The sequence below is a fragment of the Actinoplanes oryzae genome, assembly GCF_030757795.1.
Classification (GTDB): domain Bacteria; phylum Actinomycetota; class Actinomycetes; order Mycobacteriales; family Micromonosporaceae; genus Actinoplanes.
On record NZ_JAUQWH010000105.1, the window covers coordinates 18,952 to 31,447 of the forward strand.

A 12,496-nucleotide genomic window follows, 5' to 3' on the forward strand; every position below is an offset into this window, starting at 1 on the left:
CGCCAGTCCGGACGCCCGTTCTTAAGACTCGCCAAAATCGAGCTTGGTTCTACTCGAAGCCGGCCTTCAGTTCGATGATGCGGCCGATATACACAGTGTCACCGACGTTGGTCAGCTTGTGAGTCTGGCCGAGGTCGCGGTAGACGACGTCGCCGGTCTCCTCGACGATGTCGATCCGCTTGCCGTCGATGGTGTGGATCACATGCTTGGCGCCCGCGACCGCCACCACGACATAGGGCAGGCCGTGGTGGTGCAGCGGCTGCGTCTCGCCCGGCGCCAGCTTGACGTGCCAGACGCGGACGCGCTCGTTGTCGAGCAGCACTTCCTGGCCGACGGGTCCGAGCTCTTCGGAGGTCACAAGTCACGCACCTGGGGCAGGACCTCGGCGGCGATCAGGTCGACGTGGTCGAGGTCGTGGATGTCGATCATGCGGAGGTGGATCCGGGTGGCGCCGATCCCCGCCAGCTCGCCGATGCGCTGGACCAGCTCGGCCGGGCTGCCCTCGACCGGATCCTCGGGCGGCAGCGCGCTGGGGACGTGCAGGGGAGCCGCGCGGCGAGCCACGTCGGCCGCGGTGCGACCGACGGCGGCCACCACACCCGCGGAGAGGACGGGGGACTTCCGGTCGTACCGGAACGCGGCAGCCCGGACCCGGTCGAAAGCCGCCGCCGTCTCGGTGACCGACTTGAACGGCACGTTGTACTCGTCCGCGAAGCGGGCGGCCAGGTCGGGCGTGCGCTTCGGGCCCTTGCCGCCGACGATGACCGGCGGGCCGGGCCGCTGCACGGGCTTGGGCAGCGCGGGCGCGTCGAGCAGCCGGTAGTGCTTGCCGTCGAAGGAGTAGGTGGCGCCCTCCGGCGTGGCCCACAGGCCGGTGATGATCTCCAGCTGCTCCGCCATGCGGTCGAAGCGCTCGCCGACCGGGGGGAAGGGGATGCCGTAGCTGAGGTGCTCGCGCTCGAACCAGCCCGCGCCCATGCCCAGCTCGACGCGGCCACCGCTCATCGCGTCGACCTGCGCCACCATGATGGCCAGCGGCCCGGGCGGGCGGAAGGTCACCGAGTTGACCAGAGTGCCGAGCCGCAGCCGCGTGGTCTCGCGGGCCAGGCCGGCCAGGGTCAGCCAGGCGTCGGTGGGGCCGGGCAGGCCCGGGTCGGCGCCCATCGACTGATAATGATCGGCGCGCAGCAGGCCCTCGAAGCCGGCGTCCTCGGCGTGCCGGGCGAGGCGGAGCTGGTCGTCGTACGTGGCGCCGCGGTGCGGCTCGATGAAGAGGCTGACGCGCATCGGCTCAGGCCATCAGCAGTTCGTGAAGCTCGGCGCTGCTGCGCGCGACGTCCTCGAGGTGCGCGCCGCGGCCCAGCGTGCGCGGGCGGGGGATGTCGATGTCGAGCACCTGGCGGATCCGGCCCGGCCGGGGGCTGAGCACGACGACCCGGTCGGCGAGCAGCACGGCCTCGTCGATCGAGTGGGTGACGAAGACGATCGTGGTGCCCAGCTCCATGTGCACGCGCTGCAGCTCGCCGGAGAGCTCCTCGCGGGTCAGCGCGTCGAGGGCGGAGAACGGCTCGTCCATGAGCATCACCCGCGGGTTGGCGATCAGCGACCGGCAGAGGGCCACCCGTTGCTGCATCCCGCCGGACAATTCGTGCGGCAATCGCTTCTCGAAGCCGGTCAGGCCCGTCAAGGCCAGAAGCTCGTCGGCCCGCGCGCGGTGCTCGGCCTTCTTCCACCCGAAGATCTGCACCGGCAGCAGGACGTTGTCCAGCACTGTGCGCCAGGGCAGCAGCGCGGGCTTCTGGAACATCATCGCGATGTCGCGGCGCGGCTTGGTGATCCGCTCCCCGGAGACGGTGATCTCGCCGCCGGTCGTCGGCAGCAGCCCGGCGATCAAGCGCAACAGGGTGGACTTTCCGCAGCCCGAGCGGCCGAGGACGGCCACGAACTCGCCATCGGCGACCGTCAGATCGATGCCGCGCAGAGCCTCCACAGTGCCCGATCGTCCGGTGAAGGTCCGCGACACGCTGCTGAGGCTGATCATCCTGCGCTCCCGCGAAGATCGGACCGTTGCGGCTGCCACTGTAGCCACTCAAGAGTGCTCTGTCGCCATCGACCTGTCCACGATGGTCACCGATCCGTACCAGTCATCGATGACTCGCCGAAGTTCCCCTACGCTTACGCGGCGAGTTCGACTGAACACGACCCGACCCCCCTCGTTGGGAAGGAATACGGTGCAAAGAAGGACATTCACCCGTACGCTCATGGCCGCCGCCCTGGCCACGACGCTCGCCGCCGCAGCCGGTTGCAGCGACGACGGGGACGACACCAGCTCGAGCAGCTCCGGCGGATCGCAGTCCCTGGAGAAGGTCACGTACCTCACGTCGTTCGGCAACTTCGGCCGCGACTCGTACGCGTACGTGGCGAAGGACAAGGGCTACTTCCGCGACGCCGGCTTCGACGTCGAGATCAAGCCCGGCAACGGCAGCCTCGAGAACATCAAGGCGATCGTCGGCGGTCAGGCCGCGTTCACGCCGATCGACCTCACCGGTGGCCTCCTCGCCGCCGGCGGCGCCAACAACGCCGCCAAGGTCGAGGGCTTCACCGCCGTCGCCGCGATCCAGCAGCGCACCATGGCGGCGGTCATGTCGCTCGAGGGCTACGGCATCACCACGCCCAAGGACCTCGAGGGCAAGAAGATCGCGGACACCCCCGGCTCCGTGGTCCGCAACCTCTTCCCGACGTACGCCAAGCTGGCCAAGGTGGACGCGTCGAAGGTGACCTTCGTCAACGGCAACGCGACCACGCTCTTCGGCACGCTGGCCAGCCACCAGACCGACGCCATCGGGCAGTTCGTCGTCGGCGCGCCGACCGCCGAGACCGTCTCCAAGGGTAAGAAGCCGGTCGTCCTGCCCTACAGCGACGTGCTCCAGGACCTGTACGGCAACGTGCTGATCACCTCGAGCAAGTACGCCAAGGACAATCCCGACAAGACCAAGAAGTTCACGGACGCCCTGCTCAAGGGGCTGCAGGACAGCATCACCAACCCGGACGAGGCCGGCACGATCCTGCAGAAGAACGTCGCCACGGCCAACGCCAAGGCGGCCGCCGCCGAGCTCACCCTGATGGGCCCGTTCGTGAAGTCGGAGGCGTCCGGCGTACCCGTCGGCGCGCTCGACAGCCAGCGCGTCGCGCGCAGTATCGCGATCCTGCAGGGTGCCGGCCAGATCCCGGCCGGTCTGACGCCCGAGCAGGTCATCACGTTCTCGCTGGTGCCGAACGCCTGATCCGCATCCGCTGCGGGGTCCGCCGAGCCCGGCGGGCCCCGTTCGGGAGGAAACCGACATGACCGATCTGGCGACCGCCCCCACGGCGGCTCCCGTTCCGGCGGCCCGCCGCCGCTCCCCGCTGACCACCCTGCTGTGGCCCCTGTTCGGGCTCGCCGTCGCCGTCGGCGCCTGGTGGGCCGCGACCGTGGTCTTCGACATCAACGACGTCATCCTGCCCGGCCCGCCGGACGTCGCCGACGGCTTCGGCCGCTACCCGGACGTCCTGGTGCAGGAGACCTGGCACACCACCGTCGCCACGGTCGAGGGCTTCGGAATCTCCGTGGTGATCGGCGTCCTGCTCGGCGTCGCGATCGCCGCCTGGGGGCCCTTCGAGCGGATGTTCGCGCCGCTGCTGGTGGCCTTCAACGCCGTACCCAAGGTCGCGCTCGCCCCGCTGATGCTGATCTGGTTCGGCTACGGGAAGACGCCGGTGCTCGCGATGGCCTTCATGGTGTGCTTCTTCCCGATCGTGCTCTCCACGGCCACCGGCCTGACCAGCACCCCGGCGGACCTCGCCGAGCTGGCCCGGGCCATGACCGCCTCCTGGGCCCAGACCTTCTGGCGGGTGCGGCTGCCCGCGGCGCTGCCGCAGATCTTCGTCGGGCTCAAGGTCGCCATGCCGCTGGCCGTCATCGGCGTCGTCGTCGGCGAGATGCAGTACGGCGAGTCGGGGCTCGGCATGATCATCGTGCAGACCAGCGGCCAGGGTGACACCGCGGCGACCTTCGCGGCGATCGTGCTGCTGGCGGCGGCCAGCATCGTGCTCTATTACCTGCTCGCGCTCGTCGAGCGGTTGGCACTGCCCTGGGTGCGGGCCACCACGTCGACCCGCTGAGGCTCCCCGGGGGCGGGGGACGCGTGGACGTCCCCCGCCCTTGTCAGCTCAGCAGCCGCCAGCGGCCGCTGCGGGCGACCAGCAGGGTGAGGGCCTGCGGCATGAGCGCCGAGTGGTTGTCGGGGGTCAGCCGGATCGGGCCGGAGAGGCCGTCGGTCTGCGAGGTCTCCAGGATGTCGCGCAGCTGCTCCCGGTCGTTGCCGGCCCGGGCCACCGCGTCGGCGATCAGCGAGACGGCGTCGGCGGCGAAGGCCGCCACTCCCGAGTACGACCCGTAGCGCGCGGTGTAGTCGCGGAACCACTGCTTGCGGGCGGCCTTCGCCGGCGTGGTCGCGATGACGTCGTCGATGGCCAGGGTCTGGGTGAAGACCATCGTGGTGTCGTCCGTGGCCGCGGCGGCCTGCGGCGAGAGGAAGAGGTCGCCGGCGGCCGCCGCGTCGAAGTAGATGCGGCCCGGGAACTGCGCCGCCTTGGCCTTGGTCGCGGCGAGCGTGGCCTGCTCGGGACCGGTCAGGACCACCAGCGCCCCGGGCTCCTCCTCGAGCAGGCCGGTGACGGCGGCGGTGACGTCCGTGGACTCCGGGCGGATGGCGGCGCGGCCGGTGATGTCGATGCCCGCCTTCTTGAGCAGGGGCTCGATCTGCTCGTCGGCCTTCTTGCCGTACAGGTCGTTCGCGTAGAGGATCGCGACCTTCTCCTGCTTGGCCCGCACCAGCTCGGCGGTCAGCACGGCGGTGCTGTCGGCGCTGTTGGGGCCGAGCTTGAACAGATAGCGGTGGCTCGCGATCGGCGTGGTGAGGCCGTCGGCCGTCGCCAGCGCGATGGCCGGGATCTTCTGGTCGCTGATCGTCTTGGCCGAGTTGGCCGTGCACTCGTTGCAGGAGCCGGTGATCAACGCGGCCACCGAGGAGTCCGCGGCGAGGGTCCCGACGTCGGGCACGGCGGCCCGGGGGTCGCCGCCGTTGTCCAGGATGCGCAGCACGAGGTTGTGCGCGGGGAGCTGGCCCGACGCGTTGATCTGCTCGACGCGCAGCTGGAGGGCGCGGGCGTACGCCGCGTCGACCGGATCGCTGGACGCCAGGTCGGCGCCGATCACGACGTCGGTCTTCGCGCCGGAGTCGCTGCCCGAGTCGCACCCCGCGAGTGCGGACATGACGAGCGCCGATGCGGCGACGGACGCCGTCAGGCGACGGGGGAGCCTCACTGGGGTGCCTCCTCAAAGGCGCTGCACGGGTTTCCTGCGATCTGCCAGGGCCACGTTGTCCGGTTTGGACCGTGCCAACACGGACAGGGCGTCCGTCCGATCGCGAGAAACCTTGCCAACGTGAGGGTTGCTGGTCAAGCCGCGCCGAGAGCCTCGCGCGGGACGTTCATCCCACATAGTGGTTGGAATCTTGATGCATAAGTGTCACTGCGCCGATACGTTGCGTTGCTGTCGTCACATTTGCGCACGTCAACACCTACTGTGTGTCGATTGTCGATCCGTTCGGACCATTGTCTCCGGCTCGTGAACGCTCATTCCGGACGGTCGCGGACTTCCCAAACGGTTGCCGACTCTGATGAAATCGCGGCCGTGCCGGGTCTGGCACGTGCCTTGCCGCGGGGGGTCCGGTGGGCCCGCTTCCCGCATCCGGGCGGACGACGAGATGCGGAGATGATCAGCGAGGAGATGTCGTGAGCACCGGATCTTCGACCCAGGCCTCGACCTATCCCGCGGGTTCCGCCGCTTCCACCGCCGGCCCCGGCGCTCCTGCCGCCGGCCCCGGTGAGCACGGCCTCCGGGCGGCTGCCGTGCGTCCGCGCCGCCGCTGGCTGCCGCGTCTGCAGGACACCCGCATCCGTTCCAAGCTGACCCTGATCCTCTTCGTGCCCCTGGTCGCCGTCCTCGCCCTCGCCGCCGTGCGGCTGGTCGACGTCGGACGCCAGGCCGTCGACGCCGGCCGGGTGGAGGACCTGACCCGGCTCGGCACCGACGTGTCCGATCTGACCCAGTCGCTGCACCGGGAGCGGATGGCCGCCGCCGAGTATCTGGCGAACCCCAAGGCGGACCGCAAGGTCTACAACGCTCTCGTCGCGGCGAGTGACGAGCGGATCGACAAGTTCACCACGGACCGGCGCGAGCTCGACGAGCCGCCCGCCGTGGTGGCCACCGCGCTGAACCGCATCGACGACCACCTGCGGCTGATGGACGCCACCCGCAAGAAGATCGTCGACCGCGACCAGATCGCCGTCTCCGAGGCCGTGCTGCGCTACGGCGTCGTGACCACCGACCTCATCGGTTACCACGAGGTTCTCAGCCAGTACGCGGGCGAGGGCGACGTCGCCGACAGCCTGCGCGCCCTCTCCGCCTTCGCCCGGGCCAAGGCCGGCACCGCCGAGCAGGAGGCGGTCGCCTATGCCGCCCGCGCCGCCGGCGACGTCAGCGACGAGCAGCTCACCGTGCTCACCGCCACCCAGACCGGCCAGCAGGAGGCGCTGGAGAGCTTCTCGCTGGTCGCCACCCCGGCGCAGCAGCAGCTGATCGACGACACCGTCACCGGTGACGCGGTCAACCTCGCCGACCAGACCGCCACCCGCATCTCGCGCAAGGAGGCAGTGCCCCCGGCCGAGGTGACCACGTCTCTCGGCGCGGTCGTCGACCTGATGCGCTGGGCCGAGCAGCGGCTCGAGGGCGAGACGCTCGCCCGGGCCGCCGACGAGAGCTCCGAGGTCGGGCAGCAGACCGCGATCGAGGCCGGGCTGGTGCTCCTGGTCCTCGTCGTCGCCGTCGCGCTGGCCGTCGTCCTGGCCCGCTCGCTCAACAACTCGCTGCGCCGGCTGCGCGAGGGTGCCCTGGCGGTGGCCAACCGCGACCTGCCCGACGCCGTGGCCCGGCTCCGCGACGTGCGCAACCTGGGCGACGGCGGCGTCGACGACATCGTCGACCAGCTGCCCGACGCGATCCGGCTCACCAACCGCGACGAGGTCGGCCAGGTGGCGCAGGCCTTCAACGTGGTCCACCGCGAGGCTGTCCGGATCGCGGCCGAGCAGGCCGCCCTGCGGACCACCGTCTCGGCGATGTTCCTCAACCTGGCCCGCCGCTCGCAGAGCCTGGTCGACCGCATGATCGGCGAACTCGACACGATCGAGCGCACCGAGGAGGACCCGAAGCGCCTGGCCCGGCTCTTCGAGCTCGACCACCTCGCCACCCGGATGCGCCGCAACGACGAGAACCTGCTGGTCCTGGCCGGCGCCGACTCCAGCGCCCCGCGCCGCGAGGACGCCCTGGTCGTCGACGCGCTGCGCGCCGCCCAGTCCGAGGTCGAGCTCTACAACCGCATCGAGTTCGGCACGGTCGACACCGACATCTCGATCATGGCCGTCGCGGTCAACGACGTCGTCCGGCTCGTCGCCGAGCTGCTCGACAACGCGACCCGCTTCTCGCCGCCGAACACGGTGGTGGTCGCCGACGGCCGGCGGATCCGCGACTATGTCGTGATCCAGGTCGAGGACCGTGGCCTCGGCATGTCCGAGGAGCAGATGGACAGCCTCAACCGGCGCCTGGCCGAGACGCCGGACGTCGACGTGGCCGCGTTCCGCCTGATGGGCCTGGCCGTCGTGGGCCGGCTGGCCGGTCGCTACGGCATCCGCGTCGAGCTGCGGGCCAACATCGAGGGCGGCACGGTCGCCCAGGTGATCCTGCCGAACAGCATCGTGATCCTGCCGAACAGCCGGCCGCTCGACCCTCCGGGCCGGGGCCCGCGGCAGCTCGACGCGGCGCCCGCGGCGTGGAACGACCCGACCGGCTTCAACCGGGCCGGTGCGGCCACCGCCACGCTCCCGGCCATCGCGCCGGAGCCGTGGCGGGACGGGCTCGCTGTCCGGGCGGGGTCGAGTGGCATCTCCGCGCCGCAGTCGCCGGCCGTACCGAAGCATCCCCTGCTCCCGGCGCAACCGTCGCAGCTGCCCGGACCGGGCGAGGGTTTCCCCACCCCGAACAGGCCCGCGCTGCCCAAGCGCGGCGTGGCGGACCGGGGCCTGCCGTCGCCCGTGTCGCCGGCTGTCTCGGCGCCGGAGTCCGCCGCGCCGGCCACGACGGCGTTCCCGATGGTGGAGGCGCCGGCGAACAGTCCCGTGAGCCCGAACCCGGACGGGTGGGGCGCCGCGCTGGCGGCGATGCCGCCCGAGCCGGTCGCGGAGGCACCGGCCGAGACCGCGCCGATCTTCCTGCAGATGCAGCAGAGCTGGTTCAAGGGCGGTGACGAGACGGCGAGCGAGGAGTGGAGCATGCCGACGGCGGGCTACGCCCCGCCGCCGAACCAGCCCGTGGCGGTGACCACCGCGCCGGAGGCGGAGACCGCGCCGGCCGACACGACGCAGATCCTGTCGACCGAGGCGCCGGCCGCCCCCGTCAGCGCCCCGCCCGAGCAGTTCTCCGGCCTTTCGGCGGATCCCGTGCCGGATCTTCCGGCGGAAGATTCTCCCGCTCCCGTGTCTCCCGCGGCTTCAGCCAGTGGCCGATCCGTGAATGCGGGGCAGAATGGTTCCCGGCCGGCGGACGACGCCGGTTCCGACAGCGGTAACCCGTCCGTGCCGCGGCAGCGCCGAGCTGCCGAGGACGCGTGGCGGACCGCGGCTGACGAAGGATGGCAGCGGGCGATGGCGGCGGCAGAACCAAACGTCACCGACACCACCCGCTCCGGGCTGCCCAAGCGGACACCTCAGGCCCAGCTCGTCCCGGGTGGGGTGCAGAGTGTGCCGCGTCAACAGAATCGACGCAGTCCGGACCAAGTGCGCGGGCTCCTCTCTGCGTACCACCGAGGCGTGCAACGAGGGCGTACGGCCGGCAGTGAGGAAGCTGCCGCGCTCGCCCCTGCTCCGAAGGAGAACGGACAGTGACCAGGCCCCCCACCATGCAGGACATGGGCTGGCTGCTCAGCAACTTCGCCGACAGCGTGGCCGGAATCGCCCACGTCGTCGCGGTCTCCGCCGACGGCCTGCTGCTGGCCTCGTCCCGGGACCTGCCGGCGGACCGTGCCGACCAGCTCGCCGCGATCACCTCCGGCGTCGTGAGCCTGACCGACGGCGCGTCGCGCATGTTCAACGCCGGTCAGGTGCAGCAGACGATCATCGAGATGGACAGCGGCTACCTGTTCCTGATGTCCATCAGCGACGGGTCGTCCATGGCCGTGCTCGCGGCGCGCAGCTGCGACGTCGGCCAGGTCGGCTACGAGATGGCGCTGCTGGTCGAGCGCGTCGGCGCGGCCCTCGTGCCGGCCCCGCGCGAGGCCGTCATCCAGCGCTGATCCGCCCGTGTCCCTGACGTGTCCCGTGCCAGCCGGAAGGAGGTGACCGCCCGATGGGACAGCCGCACGACCCCCGCGGCAATCTGGTCCGTCCGTACGCGGTCACCCGGGGCCGGACGGAGCCACGGCGGGAGATCCCGATCGAGGCGGTCCTGGTGGCGAGCCAGGCCGCCGTGCAGGAAGCCCGGTTCGCCGGGCACGACAAATATCGCATCGCCGTGCTGTGCGAACCGAAGGCGCAGTCGCTGGCCGAGATCGCGGCCTACAGCAGGCTCCCGCTGGGGGCCGCCCGGGTGCTCGTCGCCGACATGGTCGCCGACGGGATGTTGGCTTTGCACAGCGCCGCTCCCAAGGAAGGGTTCACGGAGCGGATGGATCTGCTGGAAAGGGTGTTGAGTGGACTTCGCAAGCTCTGAGCGGGCGGGGGCGCAACCCAAGGAGATCACCTCCGCGAAGATCGTTGTCGCTGGTGGCTTCGGCGTCGGCAAGACGACGCTCGTCGGTGCGGTCTCCGAGATCGAGCCCCTGACCACCGAGGCCGTCATGACCTCGGCCGGGCAGGGCATCGACGACGCGTCCAAGGTGCCCGGCAAGGAGACCACCACGGTGGCGATGGACTTCGGCCGCATCACCATGGCCGAGGACCTGATCCTCTACCTGTTCGGGACGCCGGGCCAGACGCGCTTCTGGTTCATGTGGGACGAGCTGATCCGGGGCGCCGTCGGCGCCGCGGTGCTGGTGGACACCCGCCGCATCTCGGACGCCTTCGCCCCGCTGGACTACTTCGAGAACAGGCATCTGCCCTACATCGTGGCGCTCAACTGCTTCGACGGCGCGCCGCGCTACGAGCCGGAGGAGGTGCGGGAGGCGCTCGCCATCTCGCCGCAGGTGCCGCTCGTCATGTGCGACGCGCGGCAGCGCGACTCGGTCAAGCAGGTGCTGGTCAGCGTGGTCGAGCACGCGATGCGGACGCTCGTCGCCGAGCAGGGCCGCGGCTATCCGGCTCCGGTCGGCTGAGCGCCGGCTGCCTCACTGAGGCAGCCGGTACCCCCGTTTCACCACGGTCTGGACAACCCCCGGGGTGCCCAGGCCGGCCCGGAGCCGCGCGACCGCCATCTCGACGGCGTGCTCGTCGGCTCCGCGGGGAAGCGCGCGCAGCAGGGCGGCCCGGGACAGGACCCGGCCGGGGGTGGTGGCGAGCGCGCGGAGGACCGCCATGGGCGCCGGAGCCAGCGGACGCAGCTCGCCGTCGATGATCGCCGCGTGGCCGCGCAGGGTCAGGGCGTGCCCCGCGACCTCCAGGCTGAGGGCGCGCTGGGGGAGCTTGTCGACGAGCGTCCGGACCAGGGCGCTCATCCGGGCCCGGGACGGTGCGGCCACCGGGACGTCGTGCTTGCGCAGGGGAGCCGCGGTGACCGGGCCGACGCAGGCCGCCAGGACGTCCGTACGCAAGGCCTGCAGCAGGTCCTCGGAGCCCGCGCCCGCCGCCCGCAGCACCGCGTTGACCGCCGGCGCGGAGGTGAAGGTCACGGCGTCGACCAGCCGGCCGGTGATGAGATCGACCAGCCGGTGCAGTGGCGCCGGGTCGACCGGTGGCGCCCATCGGTAGACGGGCACCTCGATGACGCGGGCGCCGGCCGTCTGGAGCGCCTCCGTGTATTCGGGCTGGCTCTCGCCGTGCAGCTGCATGGCCACCGTCAGGCCGGCGATGCCCCGGGCCGTCAGGTGCTCGACGACCTCCTCGTAGCTCTCGCCCTCGGGTGACCAGTTGTCCTGCAACCCGGCGGAACGGACCGCGGCGCGGGCCTTCGGGCCACGAGCGACCAGGTACGCCCGGGAGAGCACGTCGCGCAGCGGCTCCGCCAGCCCCCAGCCCTCGGCGGCCTCGAGCCAGCCCCGCATGCCGATGCCGGTGTTGACCAGCACGATGTCCGGTGGCGACGCGAGGCAGGCCCGGGTGGCGGCGCGCAGCTCGGCGTCGTCGGCGATCGGCACGATGCGCAGGGCCGGGGCGATCACGACCCGGGCGCCCCTGTTCTCCAGCAGGCCGGCGAGCTCGTCGCGGCGATGGTCGGAGGTGACCCCGATCGTGTAACCCGCCAGGGACGCCGCCGGCTCCTCCAGGGCCGACGCCGTCAGGATCGACCTGCGCGAGCTGCCCGTCCGGTCCGTCATGTGTTCGTGAAAAGCCGCGGCGTGGCCGGCCGGTCCACCGAAGGGCACGCTCGGGGCCCGCCGTCCTCAGCGTCGACCCGCTCCCATGTCACGCCTGCGTTCCCCGCCGTACCTCCGGCCGGCACACGCCGCGGCTCTCCTTTGCCGATGCGGTCGCCCGCGCCGGCAGGCACCGCCAGGTCCGTCCTCAACCCTGGCGGTGGCTCGGAGGTCGTGGTGAACCGGGGCGCGGCGAACCGCACCTTCGGGGAGACTTCACCACGTGCCATGACGGAAGCGTGCCGGTGGGGAATTTCGGTCCCGGGTCCCGTATGTTTCGAGCCTGCTAAGGCATCGATTCTTCCTTATCGGCGCCCGCGCCGGTCGTCGGTGGGTCGTCCTCGTCCGCCGCGGCGGGGTCGCTCCCCGGCCTTGATCCCTGTCACGGTGGGTGGAATCACGTGCCCCGCTGTCGGCGTGCCGCGCATCACGGCCTATCCTGGGACCGATAAGTTATGCGGTCCGTCGGCTGACGGGCCTCCTAGCCCGTTTTGACCGCGCGCCGCGCTGGCGGGTATTGTTGCCTGCTGTTGTGCGACAGCTGCGAGCGTCCCCGTTCGGGTACGCTTGATGGTCGTGCCTGTTACGACCAGCGCGCGCCCCAAGACCGACGACGAGACAAGGTAATTCTGTGCGTACGTACAGCCCGAAGCCGGGTGAGATCGAGCGTCAGTGGCACATTATCGACGCTTCTGACGTCGTCCTGGGCCGCCTGGCCACCCACGCCGCGACCCTTCTGCGCGGCAAGCACAAGCCGACCTTCGCACCGCACGTCGACACCGGCGACTTCGTGGTGATCATCAACGCCGGCAAGGTCGCCCTGACCGGCAACAAGC

The 12,496-nt window shown here is 71.2% G+C and carries 12 protein-coding genes; 7 read left to right on the forward strand and 5 right to left on the reverse strand.

All coding sequences use genetic code 11. The annotated features are described in order from the left end of the window. Positions 1-49: 49 nt before the first annotated feature. The 3 genes from RBH18_RS28560 to RBH18_RS28570 are packed head-to-tail and all read right to left on the reverse strand — an operon-like array spanning position 50 to position 2,041. Positions 50-358, reverse strand: coding sequence for a cupin domain-containing protein (locus RBH18_RS28560; RefSeq protein ID WP_306213391.1), 309 nt, complete (start codon positions 356-358; stop codon positions 50-52). After that, a complete protein-coding gene (locus RBH18_RS28565; RefSeq protein WP_306213394.1) occupies positions 355-1,287 on the reverse strand; it encodes an LLM class F420-dependent oxidoreductase in 933 nt (310 codons plus the stop codon). Before RBH18_RS28565 ends, RBH18_RS28560 begins: the two co-directional genes overlap by 4 nt. Positions 1,288-1,291: 4 nt before the next feature. Then, positions 1,292-2,041: an ABC transporter ATP-binding protein gene (locus RBH18_RS28570; protein WP_306213395.1), complete on the reverse strand. Its 750-nt coding sequence runs from the start codon at positions 2,039-2,041 to the stop codon at positions 1,292-1,294. A 220-nt stretch (positions 2,042-2,261) separates the two neighbouring features. Between RBH18_RS28570 and RBH18_RS28575 the strand changes: the two genes are divergently transcribed. Together RBH18_RS28575 and RBH18_RS28580 are read left to right on the forward strand one after the other, a co-directional pair. Continuing rightward, positions 2,262-3,284, forward strand: coding sequence for an ABC transporter substrate-binding protein (locus RBH18_RS28575; RefSeq protein WP_306213409.1), 1,023 nt, complete (start codon positions 2,262-2,264; stop codon positions 3,282-3,284). A gap of 58 nt (positions 3,285-3,342) precedes the next feature. Further along, on the forward strand, positions 3,343-4,161 hold the full coding sequence (locus RBH18_RS28580; RefSeq protein ID WP_306213397.1) for an ABC transporter permease: 819 nt from the start codon (positions 3,343-3,345) through the stop codon (positions 4,159-4,161). A 43-nt stretch (positions 4,162-4,204) separates the two neighbouring features. Here RBH18_RS28580 and RBH18_RS28585 read toward each other — a convergent pair whose 3' ends face one another. Beyond that, complete coding sequence (locus RBH18_RS28585) at positions 4,205-5,365, reverse strand: ABC transporter substrate-binding protein (protein ID WP_306213399.1); 1,161 nt, start codon at positions 5,363-5,365, stop codon at positions 4,205-4,207. A gap of 470 nt (positions 5,366-5,835) precedes the next feature. Here RBH18_RS28585 and RBH18_RS28590 point away from each other — a divergent pair, with 470 nt between their 5' ends. The 4 genes from RBH18_RS28590 to RBH18_RS28605 are packed head-to-tail and all read left to right on the forward strand — an operon-like array spanning position 5,836 to position 10,463. Then, entirely contained in the window at positions 5,836-9,039 is a 3,204-nt protein-coding gene (locus RBH18_RS28590; protein WP_372338999.1) for a sensor histidine kinase, read from the forward strand. After that, the gene (locus RBH18_RS28595) at positions 9,036-9,446 is read left to right on the forward strand and encodes a roadblock/LC7 domain-containing protein (RefSeq protein ID WP_306213401.1); all 411 of its coding nucleotides are present in this window, start codon (positions 9,036-9,038) and stop codon (positions 9,444-9,446) included. The genes RBH18_RS28590 and RBH18_RS28595 overlap by 4 nt, the downstream gene beginning before the upstream one ends. Positions 9,447-9,499: 53 nt before the next feature. Beyond that, positions 9,500-9,862 carry a DUF742 domain-containing protein gene (locus tag RBH18_RS28600; RefSeq protein WP_306213402.1) on the forward strand — a complete coding sequence of 121 codons (363 nt, stop codon included), beginning with the start codon at positions 9,500-9,502 and terminating at the stop codon, positions 9,860-9,862. Beyond that, the gene (locus tag RBH18_RS28605) at positions 9,843-10,463 is read left to right on the forward strand and encodes a GTP-binding protein (RefSeq protein ID WP_306213403.1); all 621 of its coding nucleotides are present in this window, start codon (positions 9,843-9,845) and stop codon (positions 10,461-10,463) included. The genes RBH18_RS28600 and RBH18_RS28605 overlap by 20 nt, the downstream gene beginning before the upstream one ends. Before the next feature lie 12 nt (positions 10,464-10,475). On the opposite strand, the gene RBH18_RS28610 is transcribed toward RBH18_RS28605, so the two are convergent. Further along, positions 10,476-11,621, reverse strand: a complete 1,146-nt coding sequence (locus tag RBH18_RS28610) for a uroporphyrinogen-III synthase (RefSeq protein WP_306213405.1) — start codon at positions 11,619-11,621, stop codon at positions 10,476-10,478. A gap of 670 nt (positions 11,622-12,291) precedes the next feature. On the opposite strand from RBH18_RS28610, the gene rplM reads away from it, so the two are divergent. After that, positions 12,292-12,496, forward strand: a 205-nt coding sequence (gene rplM / locus RBH18_RS28615) for a 50S ribosomal protein L13 (protein ID WP_306213406.1), incomplete at its 3' end; no start/stop codon positions are given.